This is a genomic window from Pseudomonas marginalis, assembly GCF_001645105.1.
Classification (GTDB): domain Bacteria; phylum Pseudomonadota; class Gammaproteobacteria; order Pseudomonadales; family Pseudomonadaceae; genus Aquipseudomonas; species Aquipseudomonas petroselini.
This window is the reverse complement of sequence record NZ_LKEG01000021.1, coordinates 1-17,971: the sequence shown is the minus strand read 5'-3', so window position 1 is coordinate 17,971 and position 17,971 is coordinate 1. Positions and strand designations below refer to the sequence as shown.

Genomic DNA, 17,971 nt, shown 5'->3' with positions numbered 1-17,971 from the left:
TCGTTCAGTGGCGGTGCTGGCGAGTGACGCCGGCATCGAATTGCGCGACCACCTGCTGCCAGCCGGCTGCGATCAGCGCCTGGTCAGAGAGGTCGGAAGGGGCGGCGAGGTTGGCTTGGCGGTTGAGCCAGATATCCGGCTCGGCACCGTGCACGCGCATCAGCAGCGAGCCGCTGGTACCCGGCGCCTGGCTCAAGCCCAGGTAGGCCGAGGGGGCTAGCAATTGCCATCGATGATCACCACGGCTGACCGAGCTGGCGTCCTGGGCAAACGGCGCGAAGCCTTCTTCGGCCAATTGCGCCGGGCTGGGCAGCGCGCTTTGCTCTTGCTGCAACAGCTGGATCTCATCCAGGGTCACCCGCAGGTCGGCGTAGATGCCTTGCTCGGCGGCGCTCAGGTCGCGACGGGCGTCCAATTGATGGCTGGGGACGGCCGCCACTTCCTGGGACTCACCGTGCAGCGCGATCACCGAACCCGCCACCGCCAGGATGATCAGGCACAACAACAGCACGTAGAGGGTTTCGTGACCGGCACCGGCGGGGCGTACAACCTGTGTGGTACTCATTGTGGCTGGATATCCGCTTGGTCGATTTCCACCACGTGGCCGGGGCCTGCATCAAACAACACATAGAACTCGGCGGACGGCTTCTTGAAGGTCAGCGTGGAGTCCTCGCCAAGCTTGCCGGGCAGCAGGATGGTTTCGTCGTAGCCGATCACATCCAGGGTCACGCCGGGCGCGCCGCTGCCGTCGGAGAAGCCTCCCTTGCACTGGATCTGCTCGCCGGGGATTTCCTTGCACTCGCACATCGGGTTGTGGCTCAGGGCGACGGTACTGAAACCGGCGCTCAGCAACAGCACGCCGCAGGCGCGGGTCAGGCGCATCAAAGTCATGGTTTAACTCCTTGCTTGTTCAGCCAGGCAATAGTGGCAGGCGAGGCCTGGCTCAACGGGATGGAACCCTGGTGCATGCTGCCGTCCCAGCCTTCCATGGTGATCCAGACTTCAGCGTCGGCTGGCGTGCGTTCCGGAATCGGCAGGGCGGCGCCCATGCGGTACGGCGTGCCGAAGAAGATCACCCCGGCGGCCCGCAGGCTGCGCGGTTTGCCGATACGCAGGTAGGTGGCCTTGACCTGGTTGGCGCAGGTGTCGCACAGGGATGCGTTGAAAAACTTCATCGGGCCGGCCGGGTCGGGGCTCGGGCCTTCATTGCGAAATTCCGCGAGGGTCAGGCTCCAGGGCCCGACCTGCACCTCGCCGGCCACGCGCTCGCCGATACCGGCATCGCCGCGAAACAGCGCCGCATCGGCGAAGTACTTGGGCATGAAGCCCAGGGGCACCAGCAACAGCAGCACATTGATATGGAAGCGCCATTTCAGCCAGAAGGCGCGCAACGGCGAAGGCGGTACAGCAGCGACCTTGCTCATCGGTGGGCCTCCGAGGTTTCAGCCTGCATGGCCGGGATGGCCACGGGCTTGTGTTGGGCCTTGGCTTCACGCTTGAGCGCATTGAGCGTTGCCAGGGCGGTGCGCTTGGTCCAGATCAGCAGGCCACTCAACACCATCATGCTCAGTACCAGGCCAAAAAATGCCCAGATCAGCTTGATCCACAGGCCACCGAAGTCGCCGGTGTGCAGGGGGCGCATGGATTCGGTGACGAACTCCAGGGTGGTGCGGTCGGAGAGCAGGTGCGAGACGGCGATTTCACCGTTATAGGGGTTCAGTTGCGCGGTCTGGAACATCAGCGGGTACCAACCGCGCCCGCCAATCTGCAGATGGCTGTAAGCGTTGAGCGGCAGGAACGCGAACGTTGCGTCCAGGCCCGGAATGCGTTGGGTCGCGATCTTGATGGCGTCGTCGAGCGGGATCATGGGCGCCGGTACGCCAGGGGCGGAAGTCGGCACTTTCTCGCGGGCTATCACCGGGACAATCGGCTCGCTGGAGATGGAGATCTGGTTGTCCCCCAGGAATGCCTGGATCAGGAACCAGGTGCCGGTAATCGAGATAACCGCGATAAACCAGATCGACCAGATGCCGCTCAGGCGGTGGAAGTCGCCCCAGAAGATCCGCGCTCCGTGGCGGATACGCAGGGTCGGCCGGAAAAAACCTTTCCAGAACCGCTTGTACACCACCAGCCCGGTGACCAGTGACGCCAACAACGGCAAGCCGAGGAAGGACACCAGGTACCAGCCCCAGCTATAGCCGTTGGTAAACGGCACCAGCCACCAGCCGTGCAGTGCGCGCGTGAATTGCTGGAAGTTGAATGCCGGGCTGATGCCCTGGATCGCGCCGGTGTAGGGGTTGGCGTAAGCCTCGACCGAACGCCCGTCGGGGTAGCTCAGGCCGACGCTGAGTGCAAAGTGCGATTCGTCGGGGCGGATGATCGAGCGGACGATCACCTGGGGCTCGTCACGCTTGATCGCGGCGATCACCTGGTCAAAGCTCAGCGGTTCGGCGTCATCCGACGGTTTGCTCGCACGGATATCCGGGTTGGCCAGCCAGACGATCTCCTGGCTGACCACCGCCAGGGTGCCGGTGACGCAGACGATCAGTACAAAGAACCAGATGGGCAATGCCAGCCAGCTATGCACGAGAAACCAGAGTTTGGAGCGCGACTTCTTCGACATGTGAATGAGGGTCTTGATCGGAGGGGGGCAGTGAAGGCCCGAAAAAGGCCAGTCGTAGCTTTTGCTGACGCGACAGGCTGTATCTAAGTTAAGACGGATGAGAATGAGAAATCCCTAAGGCGTATATGAAAGAAAATGTTTCAGGTTCACATTCAGGGCGCTTTAACGCCTCGATCGAACACGAAACATGTTCCAAGCCATCACCCTGGCGGCATTGATGGGGCGGGGCGGCTGCGTAGGATGGGCGCATGCCGTTGAGCGAGCGCCTACAAAAGTGAGCCCAGGAAAATGACTGCCAGAACCCTCTACGACAAACACATCGATTCCCACACGGTGTGTGCCCTGGATGACCAGGGCCATGTCCTGCTTTATATAGATCGCCAGGTGATCAACGAGTACACCAGCCCCCAGGCCTTCAGCGGCCTGCGTGAGGCCGGGCGCAACGTTTGGCGCCCGGGCACGGCGCTGGCGGTGGTCGACCATGTGAACCCGACTACGCCCAAGCGCATAGCGGCGATGCCGGATGCCGGCGGCGCGCGGCAAGTGTCTTACCTGGCGGAGAATTGCCGCGACTTCGGCATCGAACTGCTGGACATCCTCGACAAGCGCCAAGGCATCGAACACGTGGTCGCCCCGGAACAGGGCTTTATCCTGCCGGGCATGGTGATTGCCGCCGGCGACAGCCACACCACCACGTACGGGGCCCTGGGGGCCTTCGGTTTTGGCATCGGTACCTCGGAAATCGAACACCTGCTGGCTTCCCAGACCCTGGTCTACAAGCGCCTGAAAACCATGCGCGTGAGCGTATACGGCGACCTGGCGCCAGGCCTGACGTCCAAGGACGTGATCATGGCGCTGATCGGCAAGATCGGCGCCTCGGGTGCCACCGGTTATGCCATTGAGTTTTGCGGCGCCACTGTCGATGCGCTGAGCGTCGAGGCGCGCATGACCCTCTGCAACATGGCGGTGGAAGCCGGGGCGCGCGGCGCGTTCATGGCGCCGGACGAAAAAGTCTTCGCCTACCTCAAGGGCAAGCCGCGCGCGCCACACGGCGCGCTGTGGGAGCAGGCGCTGGTGGGCTGGCGCTTGCTGCACTCGGATGCCAACGCGGTCTTCGACCAAGAGGTGCAACTCGACGTCGCCACCCTGGAACCCATGGTCACCTGGGGCACCAGCCCCGACCAAGTCGCCCCCATCGGCGCCCGCGTGCCCGACCCGCAGGAGGTCAGCGACCTGATCCTGCGCCAGGACATGCGCCGCGCCCTCCGCTACATGGGCCTGGAAGCCGGCATGCCGTTGAGCGATATCGTCATCAGCCATGCGTTTATCGGCTCCTGCACCAACGCCCGCATCGAAGACCTGCGCGACGCCGCCCGCGTGGTGCGCGGCAAGCAGGTGGCCGAGCACGTACGGGCGATGATCGTGCCGGGCTCCACCGAAGTGCGTGACCAGGCCGAAGCCGAAGGGTTGGCAGCGATTTTTATCGACGCGGGCTTTGAATGGCGCCAGTCCGGCTGCTCGATGTGCCTGGCGATGAACGACGATGTGCTGGCCCCCGGCGATCGCTGCGCCTCCAGCACCAACCGCAACTTCGAAGGCCGCCAGGGTGCGGGCGCACGCACCCACCTGATGAGCCCGGCGATGGTTGCCGCTGCCGCCATTACCGGCCGCCTCACCGATGTCCGCCACTTTGGAGCGCGCCCATGAGCTTGCAACCCTTCACTCTGGTCACCGGCAAAGCCGCGCCGATGCTGGCGGCCAATATCGACACCGATGTGATCATGCCCAAGCAGTTCCTCAAGGGCATTGACCGCAATGGCCTGGATCGGGGGCTGTTCTTCGACCTGCGCTTCTTACCGTCCGGCGAGCCCAACCCCGAGTTCGTACTGAACCAGCCGGCCTGGCAGGGCGCACGTTTCATGGTGGTAGGGCCGAACTTCGGTTGCGGCTCCAGCCGTGAGCACGCGGTATGGGGGCTGAAGCAACTGGGCATCCGCGCTTTGATCGGCAGCAGCTTTGCCGGGATCTTCTATGACAATTGCCAGCGTAACGGGGTGTTGTTGATCAGACTGGACGAGGCGGTGTTGCAGTCGTTGGGCAAGACTGTCAGCCAGGCGGAACAGGCGCAGATCAGTATCGACCTTGAAGCCCAGCAGATCCATTTGGCGGATGGCCAGGTGATCCCGTTTCAGATCGATACCCTGCGCAAGACGGCGTTGTTGCTTGGCCTGGATGCAATCGGCAGTACGTTACAACGCAGCGAGCAAATCAAAACGTTCGAACAACGCCACCTGCAAGCCAATCCCTGGCTCAACTGACACACTTAAATCCAAATGTGGGAGGGGGCTTGCCCCCGATGGCGGTGGGTCAGTTAACTTTTGAGTGACTGACACCCTGCAATCGGGGGCAAGCCCCCTCCCACATTTTTGATTGGGTTTGTGACCTCAGATTGAGAGCCCCTTGAAGTGTGCCTGCAAAAACTCCACGCAGGCGCGCAGCTTCCCGGAATACGCCAAGCGAGTCGGGTACACCGCCCACACGTTGGCGCTCTGGGTATAACCGTGCAGCACCTGCACCAGCTTGCCTTGCTCCAGCAGCGGCTTTACATCCCACATCGAACGCAATAACACCCCGCGCCCATCCAACGCCCACTGCAACACAATTTCGCCATTGTTCGACGACAGCGGCCCCCGCACGCGCACGCTTTCCTGGGCGCCGTCGTGTTCCAGGTTCCAGATGCCAAACGCGTTGTCGCGCTCCTTGAGGACCAGGCAGTCGTGCTGCTCCAGGTCGCTCAATTGGTGCGGTGTGCCGCGTCGTTGCAGATACGCCGGGGCGGCGCATAGCACGCGACGGTTGCTCACCAGTCGACGGCCGATGTGCTGGCCGGGGATGTCGTCGCCCACGCGGATCTCCAGGTCGAAACCTTCGCTGACGATATCGACCACACGGTCGAGCAGGTCCAGGCGGATCTCCAGGTCCGGGTACTGCTCGGCCAGCAACGACAGGGCCGGCGCCACATGGTTGCGGCCAAAGCCGAACGTGCTGCAGATATGCAGGCGGCCACGCGGGCTGTCATGCGCGTCGCTGAGTTCATCGGAAAGTTGCTGGAAATCTTCCAGGATGCGCACGGCCCAGCGCTGCACCCGTTCACCGTCTTCGGTCAGGGCGATGCGCCGGCTGGTGCGGTGCAGCAGGCGGGTGGCCAGGGTGGTTTCAAGGATCTGGATGCGCTTGCTGACATACGCAGGCGATAACCCAAGCTCATCAGCTGCCGCAGCGAAGCCGGCCTTGCGGATCACGGTCAGGAACACCCGCAGGTCTTCGGGTAGGGGCACGGTACCTTTCTTATTCGTCATCAGACACAAGCGTGGCGGCATGAGCCGCCAGAATAGCATTGCGCTGGCCACGGCTCAGCGCAGGAAGCTCAGGACTTCGCCCAGCAACAACTCTGGGACTTCTTCAGCGATGTAATGGCCGGCCGGCAAGGCCTTGCCGCGCACATCAGTGGCAACTTTCTGCCATTCCTTGAGCGGCTCGAAACAGCGGCCGACGGTGCCTTCGGCGCCCCACATCACCAGCAGCGGCAGGTTCAGGTGATGGCCGGCGTCGATGTCCGCCTGGTCGTGCTCAAGGTCGATACCGGCAGCGGCACGGTAGTCTTCGCAGATACCGGTGGCGGTGCCCGGCAGTTTCAGGCAGCGCAGGTATTCGGCGAAGGCTTCATCGGTGAACGGCTTGAGCCCGGCACTGCGGCTGCCCATTACGCTGCGCAGGTACAACTGCGGGTTGCTCTCGATCAAGGCCTCCGGCAGCGGCGCCGGGCGGATCAGGAAGAACCAGTGCCAGTAGGCGCGGGCAAAGGCTTCGTCGGTTTGCGCATACATCGAGAGGGTGGGGGCGATGTCCAACAGCACCATACGTTGCACGGCGGCCGCATGGTCCAGGGCCACGCGATGGGCCACGCGTGCGCCACGGTCGTGGGCCAGCACCGAGAACTGTTCGAAGCCAAGGGCCTTCATCAGCTCCACGCTGTCGCGGGCCATTTCCCGTTTCGAATAGTTGGAGTGATCGTCATTGGCGGGCGGCTTGCTGCTGTCGCCATAGCCGCGCAGGTCGGCAGCCACTACCGTGAAGTGTTCAGCCAGTTGCTCGGCGACTTTGTGCCAGATGACGTGGGTTTGTGGGTGCCCATGCAACAGCAGCAGGCCGGGACCTGTACCGCCTGTGCGGTAACTGATGCTGACGCCGTTGACGTGGCACTGGTCTTTCTGGAATCCGGCGAACATGGAATGGCTCCTTGTGGTGAGTGCTTGCATCCTGGAATCACGCGGCGTTCGGGGCAAGGGCGAAAGCGTGGAGGGGGTGTTCATGAAGTGTGTAGGCGCGGTGAGTGACGACTCGATCTTTCCACTAATGGAGGCCACCTGTGGGAGCGGCGGTGCGTCGCTCCCACCGTTAATGTGTGTGGTGTTCAGCCGATCTCAGCTTTGCTTGAACCTCTCCATGGCTCGCTATCGTTCTCCTTGACGGTGGTGGAGCGACAGCTTTTTCACTATAGGCCACGTATTGCGCGGCCTATAGGCAACCGACGCGGTGCTCTCCAAGCACTGGGAACGGGTCAGCGGTGTGGAGTGGGCTCCAGCAGTTGGGCGCCCGGACCGCACTCACCGAGCTTGTCGCCTTGATTGCGCAACGGACACGCCTCCATCGACAAGCACCCACAGCCAATACAGCCATTGAGTGTGTCGCGCAGCAGCGTCAGCTTGTTGATGCGCTCATCCAGGTCTTCCCGCCATAGCGCCGATAAGCGTTCCCAATCCCGGGCGTTAGGTGTGCGCCCCTCCGGCAACGCCTGCAACGCTTCGCCAATCGTTGCCAGCGGAATCCCCAGGCGCTGGGCGATCTTGATCACCACCACGCGCCGCAACACATCCCGTGGATAACGCCGTTGGTTACCGGCATTGCGATTACTCTTGATCAGCCCCTTGGTCTCGTAGAAATGCAACGCCGTGACGGCCACACCACTGCGGGCGGCGAGTTGGCCGACGGTGAGTTCCTTGTTAAGCATGAAAAACTCCCAAACAACGCTTGACCTTGACTTAACTAGAGGTTTTACCCTGCGTGGCATCGAATCGCAAGATTCTGCCTACAGAGAAAGGGGAGTGTTCATGCAGGTATCAGAGAAAAATCGCAGCTTCACTCAATTGATCGAATTTCAGATCGAGCCCCGGCAACAAAGGGCGCTGGTGGCGGCCCTGTCCACCCAAAGCGAGCGCTTGGCCCAGGGCCATGGCGGCTTTATCAATGCGAGTGTGCAGGTCAGCGACGACGGGCGCCGGGTGCTCAATTACTTGCAATGGCGCTCGCGCGAGGACGGCGAGGCGGCCTTCAAATGCTTTGAGCATGGCGAGGAAGATTTCTGGACGTTGATTCGCGCCCACCAGGCCACGGCCGTGACCTTTGGTTCGTTCCAGGTGCTGCGCAGTTTCGAGCGCAGCCATGACAACGCGCTGCATTGCCGCCTAAATGGATAGATGCAACATGCGTTCGCCCTGCACGTTTTCGCCGGGGCGGCGCTTGTTCACCGCCAGCTCGCCGATCTTGATCAGGCGCGTGCGCGTGACGTTGCGGCTCAAGCCCAGCAGGTTGGCGGTGTGCACTTGGTTGTAATGGCTGAAACGATAAGCAGCGCGTAGCAGGGCATCCTCGACTTTTTCATGCAGGGCGCCGGCCTGTTCCTCGAAGAGCTTTTGGAACGCGCGCGCCAGCAAGGCTTCGGCGCTGTTGTCGGTGCCGTGCTGGCTGTCGTCCTGGCGCTCGATGCGCATGTTCGACAGGCGCAAATCGTCGCGTTCGATCACGCCGTTGCGGCAGATCAGCAGCGTGTGGTGGATCACGTTTTCCAGCTCGCGGATATTGCCTGGCCAGCTGTAGCTTTTGAGCTTGTGCTCGGCCTCGCGGCTGATGGTGATCGGGCCGTAGCCCAGGCGCTGGCTGTAGGCGTCGATGAAGTGCCGGGTCAGCGGCAGGATATCGCCGGGCCGCTCGCGCAACGGGCTGAGTTCCAGGCTGACCACGTCGAGGCGGTAGTAGAGGTCCTCACGGAAATGCCCGGCGTTGATGGCTTTTTCCAGTTGCACGTTGGTGGCGGCAAGCACACGCACATCAATCGCAATGCTCTTGCGCGAACCCAGGCGCACGACTTCGCGTTCCTGTAGGACGCGCAGCAGCTTGACTTGGATCGCCATCGGCAAATCGCCGATCTCGTCCAGGAACAAGGTGCCGCCGTCGGCCTCTTCGAACCAGCCGGCCTTGGCGCTGAGGGCGCCGGTGAAGGCGCCTTTTTCATGGCCGAACAGTTCGGCTTCCACCAACGATTCGGAGAACGCCCCGCAGTTCACCGCCACGAACGGCCGGTTGCGTCGCGCGCTGAGGTTGTGAATATGCCGTGCCACCAGCTCTTTACCGGTCCCGGTCTCGCCGATGATCAGCACGCTGGCTTCGCTGGGCGCCACTTGCTGGATGTGGTCGAGCAGCGCCTGGGATTTGGGGTCTTCGAAGACCTGGGCCGTGGCGCGGATCGACGTCGCGAGGGCGGGCGAGGGCGGTAGGGTCAAAAGCTGCATGGGCACCTCTCTTAGGAATAGAACGTCGGAATCGGCAGGGATTGGTTCAACGCCCAATCCCCCAGTTCATGGAGCTTGTAGTCCACCGGGTCGTGCAGGGTTTGCGTGCGCAGGTTGCGCCAATGACGGTCCAGGCGCAGCGATGCATGGGTTGCGCGCGCGCCAGTGACTTCGAACAGACGGCTGCACAGGTCCAGGCCTTGGCGGGTCGCGGCAACTTTGGCGGTGGCGATGGCGATAGCCAGTTGGCCGCGCTCGCTTTCGCTGAGGTTCGGGCCCTTCGCCCAGGCGTGGTCGAGCAACTCGGCAGCGCGTTCCACCAACAGGCGCACACCTTCCAGGGCGACCCAGAATTCGCCGTAGTGGTGCAGCACGTAAGGGTCCTGGCGCACGTCTTCGGCGCTGGACTTATGCCACGAGCGGGTCTCGGTGAGCGTGTAGTCGCGCGCTTCTTCGAAAGCGCCTTCGGCAATACCGAGGAACATATGCGTGAACGTCAACTGCGCGATCAACGGGCGCAGGCAGGCGAAAGGTGTGCTCAGCGGGCCTGGGTCGAGCAGCAGTTCCGATTCTTCGACGCGTACCCGCTCGAAGCTGGCGCTGCCGCTGTCGGTCTGGCGCTGGCCAATATTGTTCCAGTCGTTGTGCAAAGTGATGCCGCTGCGACCGCTGGGGATGGCCGCGATCAGCAGCTTGCCGCCGGCGGTTTCATCCACCGCCGAGGCGATCAGCATTTCCGAGTCACTGGCGCCGGAGCAGAAGCTCTTTTTGCCGGAGAACTCGCGCCAGCCGCCGAAATCCTTGACCACCGTGCGCGTGTCCAGTGGGTTGAGGGCGTTGCCCCAGAACCAGTTTTTGCGTGCGGTCTGTTCGAACCAGGGTTGCCATTGGTCCGGGCGCGAAAACAGGCGCACGGTGGCGAGCATCAGGTGGTGAAAACCGAAGACATGCGCGATGGAACTGTCGACCTTGGCGAACTCGCGCACGATGCCCAAGGTGTCGCTCCAGCGTGCGCCGAGCCCGCCGTATTGGGTGGGAATACTCAGGGCCAGCAGGCCGCTCTGGCGCAAGGCGTCACGCTCGGTTTTGGGCGTGCCACCGCGCTCGTCACGCTCGACGGCGGTGAGGGCGAATTCAGCGGCCAGCAGTTTGGCGGTCTGCAAAGGAGACGGCAGGACGCTGTGGGGGGTGGCTGTCACGCGGTGTTCCTCAATGATTTGGCCGATCTCATTGCATTCAGGCCTTTGTTGTTGGCAACACATCGTTGGCGATCATTTCGCCGAACGGGCCAGTGAGGTTGGTAATACCGCGCCCAGCAAGGCTGGCATAGGGTTCCGGTAGCAGTGGGAACACCAACTCGGCAAAGCGATAAGCCTCTTCCAGGTGCGGGTAGCCGGAGAAAATGAAGCTTTCGATGCCCAGGTCGGCGTATTCCTTGATGCGCTCGGCGACTTGTTGCGGGTTGCCGACCAACGCGGTACCGGCACCGCCGCGCACCAGGCCGACGCCGGCCCACAGGTTGGGGGCGATTTCCAAGTTGTCGCGGCGCCCGTCGTGCAGGGCGGCCATGCGGCGCTGGCCTTCGGAATCAAAACGCGAGAAGGATTTTTGCGCGGCGGCGATGGTGTCGTCGCTGATGTGCTCGATCAGCTTGTCGGCGGCTTTCCAAGCCTCTTCTTCGGTCTCGCGCACGATCACATGCAGGCGGATGCCGAACTTCACGGTGCGCCCGCGGCGTGCGGCGCGCTCGCGGACATCCGCGAGTTTTTCCGCAACGGCGGCGGGCGGTTCGCCCCAGGTCAGGTATACATCGACCTGCTCGGCGGCGAGATCGTGGGCGGCGTCGGACGACCCGCCGAAATACAGCGGTGGATAAGGCTTCTGCACCGGGGGGTAAAGCGCCTTGGCATTCTGTACACGCAGGTGTTTGCCTTCGAAATCCACCGATTCGCCCTGCAACACGCGGCGCCATATCTGTAGGAATTCGTCGGAGACTTCGTAGCGTTCACTGTGATCGAGGAAGCTGCCATCGCCACGGTTTTCGTCAGGGTCACCGCCGGTAACCACGTTGATCAGCAGACGACCGTTGGACAGGCGATCAAGGGTCGCCGCCATGCGCGCCGAGACCGTGGGCGAGATGATGCCCGGACGAATCGCCACCAGGTAACGCAGGCGTTCGGTCAGCGGCACCAGCGCCGAGGCGATCACCCAGGAGTCTTCGCACGAGCGCCCGGTCGGAATCAATACGCCGTAGTAACCCAGGCTGTCAGCGGCCTGGGCGACTTGCTTGAGGTAATTGAGCGTGACTGGCCGTGCTCCTTGGGTCGTGCCCAGGTAATGACCGTCGCCGTGAGTGGGCAGAAACCAGAAAACATCCATGACAAATCCTTATGCAATTTTCAGCAGAGAGGGGGAGTGCGCAGCGAACAAAGGCGCTGCACGTTCTGCCGCCAGTTGAATACGGGCTTTTAAGAGTTCGCTGGTTATCTGGTAGTCGGTGAAGTCAGCCTCGGTGGCGTAGACGCCGATCGGCAGGGTCAGCGCCTGGAAGAAGCTGAACAGCGGTCGTAACTGATGATCGAGGACCAGTGCGTGGCGTTCGCTGCCGCCCGTGGCTGCGAGCAATACCGGTGTGTTGATCAGCGCATTGAGGCCGATCAGGTCGAACAAATGCTTGAGCAAGCCTGGGTAGGACCCGCGATAGACCGGTGCGGCGACGATCAGCAGGTCGGCCTGTTCGATTGCCAACAGTTGCGCTTCGACTTCAGCGGGCAGTTCATCGCGCGACAGTGCACCGCCCAGCGGCCGGGCGATGTCGCCCAATTCGATCAGGGTGGTCTGGATCGGCAGCAACGTGGCCAGTTCAGCCAGCACAGCCTGGGTCAGCACCAGGGTGCGGGACGGACGCCAGGTTCCGCCGGAGAGGGCAACGACATTCAGTGGACGTGTCATGAACAGTTCCTTTTTCAACAGTGGTTCATAGCAGGTGGGTTGCAACCTGTTGAGCAAGAGCTGTACCAACGGGTGCAGGCCTTGATTGGCGTGGGTTGCAGGCTCACTGCTGAAAACTGCTGCTGTTGGCTGCCTGGTGATTTGTTGAATGACTGTTGGGTGAGCAACAGTTGCGTGGGCAACAGTGCCGTCGCTGTGTAGCGACATTTATAGAGGGTTAGTTTTATTCCGTAAATGAACGTATTTCCATATTTATAGATCATAAAGAAATATAAAGGTGGAACCATCGAAGGTGTTTAAGCGGTTGATAGCAACTATCACGGGAGGTGATTTTTCACCGTGCAGGGGCGGGAGTAGCCTGTGTTCATTGACTCGAAACCTCCTTTGCAGGGCTACCGCCATGAACCGATTCCTCGCTGTTTCCTTATTGATTGTCAGCTCCGTCCTTGCCGGATGTGCGAATCATCCTTCACCTGAATTGCGTCCCTACACGGCGGAAGAAACCAAACAGTTGGCCCTGGAAGCATTGAGCCGCCGTGGTTTGTCGTTTGATGAATACCAACAGCAGCGCGCTGCACTGACCGGCCAGCCACAGAAACCCTTCGGCTTTGATCGCCAAGGTGAAATGAATGCCGAGCGCAGCGTGACCTTGCACGGTCGTCCGAGTTGAGTTTGCGCCTGGCGACAAAAAGCCCGAGGTTTCCCTTAAGAAACCTCGGGCTTTTTGTTTGCCATTGGGCGACTTCAGCCTGTTAAGCTGAATTTCAGGAGCGTTCCTACGCACATTTACATAAAGTGGTCCTTCTTTAATGGCATTCGATCGGTTAAACCTGACGACCTCTGTCCCGGTCCGTGCCCCTGAGACGCTGCTCTCGGGAACCTGCTCTGCGAGTTTCTAACGTCATGAATAAACGTCCGCTGTATTTCGACTACGCCGCCACCACACCGGTGGATGAGCGGGTCATCCAGGTGATGGTCGAATGCCTGGGCTTCAATGCCAATTTCGGTAACCCCGCGTCCAGTTCCCATGCGTTCGGCCAAGCAGCCCGGCAAACGGTTGAACAGGCGCGTCGCCAGGTGGCCGAGCTGGTCGGTGCCCAACCTGAACAAATCGTCTGGACCTCCGGCGCCACGGAATCCAACAACCTTGCGATCAAGGGCGTGGCCCAGGCGCGGGGCGTGGCGGGTGGGCATATCATCACCAGCCAGATCGAACACAAAGCCACCCTGGATACCGCGCGGCAACTGCAGGAAGCTGGCGTAGCCGTGACCTACCTGGTGCCGGATGCCGATGGGTTGATCAGCGTCGAGGCGGTCAGCGAAGCGCTGCGCGAGGACACCTTCCTGGTCTCGCTGATGCTGGTGAATAACGAGCTTGGCACCCTCAACGACATCCCGGCCATTGGCGCTCGCGTGCGTGAACACGGCGCGTTGCTGCATGTGGATGCGGCGCAGGGCGCGGGCAAGGTGGCGATCGACCTGGCGCAGTGGCCGGTGGATCTGATGTCGTTTTCGGCGCACAAGCTGTATGGCCCCAAGGGTATCGGCGCGTTGTATGTCGGGCCACGGGCGCAGCAGAAAGTCCTGGCGCAGATTCACGGCGGCGGTCACGAAGGCGGCCTGCGCTCCGGCACGTTGGCGACTCATCAGATTGCCGGCATGGGCACCGCGTTCGCCTTGGCGGCGGCGTCGTTCGCTGAAGAAAAAGCCGTGATCGTTGCCTTGCGCCAGCGCCTGCTGGATCAGTTGGAATCGATTGCCGGCGTGCGCCTCAATGGCAGCGCTACACAACGTATTCCACACACCCTGAGCCTCACCTTCAGTGAAGGCGAATTCAATGCCGCTGCGTTGAGTGCGGGGATCGCGTTTTCCGCGACGTCCGCCTGCAATTCGGCGAGCAATACGCCGTCCCATGTGTTGCTTGCCTTGGGCCATGATGCACGCAGCGCCGGCCGTACCATTCGCTTGAGCCTGGGCCGGTTTACCACCGAGCAGGATATCGATCAGGCTGTGCAGTTGATCAAAGCGACCCTTGCCAGTGCACCGGCGTTCTGGGCGGTCTGATTCATTTATCGCAACACATAATAATTATTCGTGGTTAGCAGGAGACACAATGAGTACGCAGCCCTTGACCCATGGAACGGTACCCCAGCGCCTGGCGCATACCCGTGAAATGATGAGCCGCGAGGGCATTCACGCCCTGCTGGTGCCGTCGGCCGACCCGCACTTGTCCGAATACTTGCCGGGTTACTGGCAGGGGCGGCAATGGTTGTCGGGCTTTCATGGTTCGGTGGGGACATTGATTGTCACCGCGGACTTCGCCGGTGTGTGGGCCGATAGCCGCTACTGGGAACAGGCGAGCAAGGAGCTCAAGGGCAGCGGCATCGAATTGGTCAAGCTGCAGCCGGGTCAACCCGGTCCGCTGGAATGGCTGGCCGAGCAAACGCCGGAAGGGGGTGTCGTTGCGGTCGACGGTGCGGTGATGGCCGTGGCCTCGGCGCGCACTCTAGGCGGCAAGTTGGCGGAGCGTGGTGCGCGCTTGCGTACTGATATCGATCTTCTGGATGAAGTCTGGCGGGACCGCCCGGCGTTGCCGAACCAACCGATTTATCCGCACCTGCCACCGCAAGCCACCGTCAGCCGTGGTGAAAAACTCGCCTCACTGCGCGCCGCCTTGAAAGAGAAGGGCGCCGATTGGCACTTCATCGCCACCCTGGATGACATCGCCTGGCTGTTCAACCTGCGCGGCGGAGACGTTTCGTTTAACCCGGTGTTTGTGTCCTTTGCCTTGATCAATCAACAGCAGGCCACGCTGTTTGTGGCGCTGAGCAAAGTCGATGCGCAACTGCGGGGCGTGCTGGAGCAAGATGGCGTGACGCTGCGCGACTACAGCGAAGTGGCTGGCGCATTGCGCGCGGTACCGGCAGGCGCCAGTTTGCAGGTCGACCCGGCTCGCGTCACCGCGGGCTTGCTGGAAAACCTCGATGCGGGCGTCAAGCTGGTCGAAGGACTCAACCCGACCACATTGGCCAAGTCCCGCAAGAGCCTGGCCGACGCGGAGCATATCCGCCAAGCCATGGAGCAGGATGGCGCGGCGCTGTGCGAATTTTTCGCTTGGCTGGACAGTGCACTGGGCCGCGAGCGCATCACCGAGCTGACCATTGACGAACACCTGACTGCGGCGCGCACCCGTCGCCCCGGTTATGTGTCGCTGAGTTTCAACACCATCGCCGCGTATAACGCCAATGGCGCGATGCCGCATTATCACGCCACTGAAGAAGAACATGCGCTGATCGAAGGTGATGGCCTGTTGCTGATCGATTCAGGTGGCCAGTACCTGGGCGGCACCACGGATATCACGCGGATGGTGCCTATCGGTACGCCGAGTGACGAGCAGAAGCGTGATTGCACCCGCGTACTCAAGGGCGTGATCGCCTTGTCCCGTGCACATTTCCCGAAGGGAATTCTGTCGCCGCTGCTGGACGCCATTGCCCGCGCGCCGATCTGGGCTGAAGGCGTGGACTATGGCCACGGTACCGGGCATGGCGTAGGGTATTTCCTCAATGTGCATGAAGGTCCGCAAGTGATTGCCTATCAGGCCGCCACCGCGCCGCAAACGGCCATGCAGCCGGGGATGATCACCTCCATCGAGCCGGGCACTTACCGTCCGGGCCGTTGGGGCGTGCGCATCGAGAACCTGGTGCTGAACCGCGAAGCGGGCGAGACCGAGTTCGGTGAGTTTCTCAAGTTTGAAACCCTGACCTTGTGTCCGATCGATACCCGCTGCCTGGAACCGTCGCTTCTGACGGCGGATGAGCGTGAGTGGTTCAACGCTTACCACGCGCACGTGCGTGAGCGTTTGAGCCCGTTGCTCAGCGGCGCCGCGCTGGAGTGGTTGCAGGTACGCACCTCCGCTATCTGATCGGCTGCAGTTCAGGAGCCTGGGCGAGGGCTTCGGCCATAGAGTCGACGCCCTCGCCTGGGGCCGGCTGTCGCCGATACCGCATGGATTGACGTCAATGAAGGGCCGAATGTGTATCTGGCGTTTAATAGGAGCAGTCAGGGAGACTGCTCGAGCGATTACTTGCAGATGACGATCATGCTGCGGCTGGTGTAGCCGGCAGGGTTGAGGCCGAAGGGGTAATCCCCTGGTTCCTCGGAGTTGTCACCGGACTTTGCGATTACCCGGTAACCCTTGGCGCCGCAGGAGTTGGTTGCACTGGTGTAGCACTGGTCCCAGGAAGAGGACAGGCCGGAACAGTTGATATGCAGCCCTTTTTTGCCACGTTTTACTTCTGTCTTGGTGGTCGCGGCGCAGCCAGCAATGGCCATGACCATTAACAGTATCAAAATTCGCTTCATTCCTATCCTTAATAGCCGCCTCGCAATGTTAGAGGCAGGCTCTACTCGCTCTCGGGTGTAGCGTTCGCGCTGTCCTTGTCGAAATTCTCCATGAATGACATTCGTTTGCGGCTTAAACATGGCCTAAATGCGTGCTAAATGCCAGAGCTACATTCAAACAGAATTCAATCCGCTGGAACCAACGGCTTTGACTCGCTGCGCATCGTCACTGTGGCACCTACGGAGGCCAGAATGATGCAGGTGATTGCCAGCCACTGCGCGATGGATAAGTGCTCATGTAGGAATAGCAGGCCGGAAACAGCTCCGAAAGCGGGTTCGATGCTCATCAGCGTGCCGAAGGTGCGGGCGGGGAGGCGCGTCAGTGCCACCATTTCCAACGTGTAAGGCAGAGCCGTGGACAGAATGGCGACGCCGATCGCGACCGGGATCAGTGCAGGCGTCAGCAATGCGCTGCCCGCATGGACGATGCCGATAGGCGCGACGAACAATGCGGCGATCATCACGCCAAGAGCGGCGGTCTGGACGCCGTTGTCATTACCGGCTTTCTGCCCATATAGAATGTAGAGCGCCCAGCAGATACCAGCCCCCAACGCGTAACCAGCACCGAGCAAGTCGATGCCACTGCTGGCTTCCCCCATGGGGATGAGTAGGAGAAGGCCGATAATTGCGAGGACAATCCACAGGAAGTCTACTGCGCGTCGAGAGGCATAGATGGCTACGGCAAGCGGCCCGGTAAATTCGAGGGCGACCGCAATACCCAGAGGCACGCTGCGCAAGGACATATAGAAGAGGAAGTTCATGCCACCCAGTGCCATCCCATAAACGATGACGGTGCGCAGGGATTTGGCCGTCAGCTTGGCGCGCCAAGGACGTAGGAGAAGCAGCATGATAACGCTGGCGAAAATCAGACGCAGGGCTGTGGTGCCTTGTGCGCCGACGATAGGAAACATGCTCTTGGCCAGCGAGGCGCCGGACTGGATGGAAGCCATGGCGATCAACAGCAGGCCGACGGGGAACAATGTCGAGGCCAGGCTGCGGGGGGAGGTGGTCATTGGAAGTGTTTGTCCGAGGTCATATTGATAGAAGCGTGGGCGCTATGATGCTTAAGTGTTTGCTGTTGAGCAATATAGTGCTCAATTATCCTTTCCGACACCCTTTAAGGGGCCATGTTGGCGGTTTTCAGGTCCTTTGATAGAAAAAGCAAATTAAGGGTTGACGTNCTATAATTCGCCCCACTTCCGGCGCAGTCGAAACGGAAAACTCCTTGGTAAACAAAGAGTTACGCAGAATTCGACAGCGAGTTTCTTCAGTTCATCGAAGCTCAGAAGGAGTTGGTAGAGCAGTGTTGTTTGGCTCTATTAACGTTTCGATCCTCTCGGTCGAAAGCGGAGAAAAAGAGGTGTTG

Annotated in this window: 19 protein-coding genes; 6 read left to right on the top strand and 13 right to left on the bottom strand. The window is 61.2% G+C overall.

Going from position 1 to position 17,971, the window contains the following annotated elements:
* Positions 1-4: 4 nt before the first annotated feature.
* The 4 genes from AO064_RS02265 to AO064_RS02250 are packed head-to-tail and all read right to left on the bottom strand — an operon-like array spanning position 5 to position 2,623.
* Entirely contained in the window at positions 5-565 is a 561-nt protein-coding gene (locus AO064_RS02265) for a DUF6162 family protein (protein WP_046036536.1), read from the bottom strand.
* Positions 562-891: a hypothetical protein gene (locus AO064_RS02260; RefSeq protein WP_064052265.1), complete on the bottom strand. Its 330-nt coding sequence runs from the start codon at positions 889-891 to the stop codon at positions 562-564. The genes AO064_RS02265 and AO064_RS02260 overlap by 4 nt, the downstream gene beginning before the upstream one ends.
* On the bottom strand, positions 888-1,424 hold the full coding sequence (locus tag AO064_RS02255; RefSeq protein WP_046036537.1) for a hypothetical protein: 537 nt from the start codon (positions 1,422-1,424) through the stop codon (positions 888-890). Before AO064_RS02255 ends, AO064_RS02260 begins: the two co-directional genes overlap by 4 nt.
* Positions 1,421-2,623, bottom strand: a complete 1,203-nt coding sequence (locus AO064_RS02250) for a PepSY-associated TM helix domain-containing protein (protein WP_012723294.1) — start codon at positions 2,621-2,623, stop codon at positions 1,421-1,423. The genes AO064_RS02255 and AO064_RS02250 overlap by 4 nt, the downstream gene beginning before the upstream one ends.
* Before the next feature lie 288 nt (positions 2,624-2,911).
* On the opposite strand from AO064_RS02250, the gene leuC reads away from it, so the two are divergent.
* Complete coding sequence (gene leuC, locus AO064_RS02245) at positions 2,912-4,330, top strand: 3-isopropylmalate dehydratase large subunit (RefSeq protein WP_012723295.1); 1,419 nt, start codon at positions 2,912-2,914, stop codon at positions 4,328-4,330.
* Positions 4,327-4,941, top strand: a complete 615-nt coding sequence (gene leuD / locus AO064_RS02240; protein ID WP_064052264.1) for a 3-isopropylmalate dehydratase small subunit — start codon at positions 4,327-4,329, stop codon at positions 4,939-4,941. The genes leuC and leuD overlap by 4 nt, the downstream gene beginning before the upstream one ends.
* Positions 4,942-5,067: 126 nt before the next feature.
* Here the strand turns inward: leuD and AO064_RS02235 are convergent, their stop codons facing one another.
* From AO064_RS02235 to soxR, 3 genes are all read right to left on the bottom strand, one after another.
* Positions 5,068-5,982: a LysR substrate-binding domain-containing protein gene (locus AO064_RS02235; RefSeq protein WP_208602883.1), complete on the bottom strand. Its 915-nt coding sequence runs from the start codon at positions 5,980-5,982 to the stop codon at positions 5,068-5,070.
* Positions 5,983-6,036: 54 nt separating this feature from the next.
* Complete coding sequence (locus AO064_RS02230; protein WP_064052262.1) at positions 6,037-6,912, bottom strand: alpha/beta fold hydrolase; 876 nt, start codon at positions 6,910-6,912, stop codon at positions 6,037-6,039.
* A gap of 332 nt (positions 6,913-7,244) precedes the next feature.
* Positions 7,245-7,694, bottom strand: coding sequence for a redox-sensitive transcriptional activator SoxR (gene soxR, locus AO064_RS02220; protein WP_012723299.1), 450 nt, complete (start codon positions 7,692-7,694; stop codon positions 7,245-7,247).
* 100 nt (positions 7,695-7,794) lie between these two features.
* Here soxR and AO064_RS02215 point away from each other — a divergent pair, with 100 nt between their 5' ends.
* Entirely contained in the window at positions 7,795-8,160 is a 366-nt protein-coding gene (locus AO064_RS02215) for an antibiotic biosynthesis monooxygenase (protein WP_046036543.1), read from the top strand.
* Here AO064_RS02215 and AO064_RS02210 read toward each other — a convergent pair.
* The 4 genes from AO064_RS02210 to msuE are packed head-to-tail and all read right to left on the bottom strand — an operon-like array spanning position 8,149 to position 12,204.
* Complete coding sequence (locus tag AO064_RS02210; RefSeq protein ID WP_012723301.1) at positions 8,149-9,252, bottom strand: sigma-54 interaction domain-containing protein; 1,104 nt, start codon at positions 9,250-9,252, stop codon at positions 8,149-8,151. The genes AO064_RS02215 and AO064_RS02210 overlap by 12 nt on opposite strands.
* 11 nt (positions 9,253-9,263) lie before the next feature.
* Complete coding sequence (locus AO064_RS02205) at positions 9,264-10,451, bottom strand: acyl-CoA dehydrogenase family protein (protein ID WP_064052284.1); 1,188 nt, start codon at positions 10,449-10,451, stop codon at positions 9,264-9,266.
* A 37-nt stretch (positions 10,452-10,488) separates the two neighbouring features.
* The gene (gene ssuD / locus AO064_RS02200; RefSeq protein ID WP_012723303.1) at positions 10,489-11,631 is read right to left on the bottom strand and encodes an FMNH2-dependent alkanesulfonate monooxygenase; all 1,143 of its coding nucleotides are present in this window, start codon (positions 11,629-11,631) and stop codon (positions 10,489-10,491) included.
* A gap of 9 nt (positions 11,632-11,640) precedes the next feature.
* Positions 11,641-12,204: an FMN reductase gene (gene msuE, locus AO064_RS02195; RefSeq protein ID WP_012723304.1), complete on the bottom strand. Its 564-nt coding sequence runs from the start codon at positions 12,202-12,204 to the stop codon at positions 11,641-11,643.
* Positions 12,205-12,604: 400 nt separating this feature from the next.
* Between msuE and AO064_RS02190 the strand changes: the two genes are divergently transcribed.
* From AO064_RS02190 to AO064_RS02180, 3 genes are all read left to right on the top strand, one after another.
* A complete protein-coding gene (locus tag AO064_RS02190; RefSeq protein WP_064052260.1) occupies positions 12,605-12,874 on the top strand; it encodes a hypothetical protein in 270 nt (89 codons plus the stop codon).
* A 233-nt stretch (positions 12,875-13,107) separates the two neighbouring features.
* Positions 13,108-14,268 carry a cysteine desulfurase family protein gene (locus AO064_RS02185; protein ID WP_012723305.1) on the top strand — a complete coding sequence of 387 codons (1,161 nt, stop codon included), beginning with the start codon at positions 13,108-13,110 and terminating at the stop codon, positions 14,266-14,268.
* Between the two features lie 49 nt (positions 14,269-14,317).
* The gene (locus tag AO064_RS02180; protein WP_064052259.1) at positions 14,318-16,126 is read left to right on the top strand and encodes an aminopeptidase P family protein; all 1,809 of its coding nucleotides are present in this window, start codon (positions 14,318-14,320) and stop codon (positions 16,124-16,126) included.
* Positions 16,127-16,284: 158 nt separating this feature from the next.
* Here AO064_RS02180 and AO064_RS02175 read toward each other — a convergent pair whose 3' ends face one another.
* Together AO064_RS02175 and rhtA are read right to left on the bottom strand one after the other, a co-directional pair.
* Positions 16,285-16,566, bottom strand: coding sequence for a hypothetical protein (locus AO064_RS02175; RefSeq protein WP_016980214.1), 282 nt, complete (start codon positions 16,564-16,566; stop codon positions 16,285-16,287).
* A 164-nt stretch (positions 16,567-16,730) separates the two neighbouring features.
* Entirely contained in the window at positions 16,731-17,618 is an 888-nt protein-coding gene (gene rhtA / locus AO064_RS02170) for a threonine/homoserine exporter RhtA (protein WP_064052258.1), read from the bottom strand.
* Positions 17,619-17,971: the final 353 nt, after the last annotated feature.

Excerpts from the sequence above, each read along its gene's own strand:
- AO064_RS02265 (WP_046036536.1), bottom strand. The coding sequence starts at position 565 with ATGAGTACCACACAGGTTGTACGCCCCGCCGGTGCCGGTCACGAAACC.
- AO064_RS02260 (WP_064052265.1), bottom strand. The coding sequence starts at position 891 with ATGACTTTGATGCGCCTGACCCGCGCCTGCGGCGTGCTGTTGCTGAGC.
- AO064_RS02255 (WP_046036537.1), bottom strand. The coding sequence starts at position 1,424 with ATGAGCAAGGTCGCTGCTGTACCGCCTTCGCCGTTGCGCGCCTTCTGG.
- AO064_RS02250 (WP_012723294.1), bottom strand. The coding sequence starts at position 2,623 with ATGTCGAAGAAGTCGCGCTCCAAACTCTGGTTTCTCGTGCATAGCTGG.
- leuC (WP_012723295.1), top strand. The coding sequence starts at position 2,912 with ATGACTGCCAGAACCCTCTACGACAAACACATCGATTCCCACACGGTG.
- leuD (WP_064052264.1), top strand. The coding sequence starts at position 4,327 with ATGAGCTTGCAACCCTTCACTCTGGTCACCGGCAAAGCCGCGCCGATG.
- AO064_RS02235 (WP_208602883.1), bottom strand. The coding sequence starts at position 5,982 with ATGACGAATAAGAAAGGTACCGTGCCCCTACCCGAAGACCTGCGGGTG.
- AO064_RS02230 (WP_064052262.1), bottom strand. The coding sequence starts at position 6,912 with ATGTTCGCCGGATTCCAGAAAGACCAGTGCCACGTCAACGGCGTCAGC.
- soxR (WP_012723299.1), bottom strand. The coding sequence starts at position 7,694 with ATGCTTAACAAGGAACTCACCGTCGGCCAACTCGCCGCCCGCAGTGGT.
- AO064_RS02215 (WP_046036543.1), top strand. The coding sequence starts at position 7,795 with ATGCAGGTATCAGAGAAAAATCGCAGCTTCACTCAATTGATCGAATTT.
- AO064_RS02210 (WP_012723301.1), bottom strand. The coding sequence starts at position 9,252 with ATGCAGCTTTTGACCCTACCGCCCTCGCCCGCCCTCGCGACGTCGATC.
- ssuD (WP_012723303.1), bottom strand. The coding sequence starts at position 11,631 with ATGGATGTTTTCTGGTTTCTGCCCACTCACGGCGACGGTCATTACCTG.
- msuE (WP_012723304.1), bottom strand. The coding sequence starts at position 12,204 with ATGACACGTCCACTGAATGTCGTTGCCCTCTCCGGCGGAACCTGGCGT.
- AO064_RS02190 (WP_064052260.1), top strand. The coding sequence starts at position 12,605 with ATGAACCGATTCCTCGCTGTTTCCTTATTGATTGTCAGCTCCGTCCTT.
- AO064_RS02185 (WP_012723305.1), top strand. The coding sequence starts at position 13,108 with ATGAATAAACGTCCGCTGTATTTCGACTACGCCGCCACCACACCGGTG.
- AO064_RS02180 (WP_064052259.1), top strand. The coding sequence starts at position 14,318 with ATGAGTACGCAGCCCTTGACCCATGGAACGGTACCCCAGCGCCTGGCG.
- AO064_RS02175 (WP_016980214.1), bottom strand. The coding sequence starts at position 16,566 with ATGAAGCGAATTTTGATACTGTTAATGGTCATGGCCATTGCTGGCTGC.
- rhtA (WP_064052258.1), bottom strand. The coding sequence starts at position 17,618 with ATGACCACCTCCCCCCGCAGCCTGGCCTCGACATTGTTCCCCGTCGGC.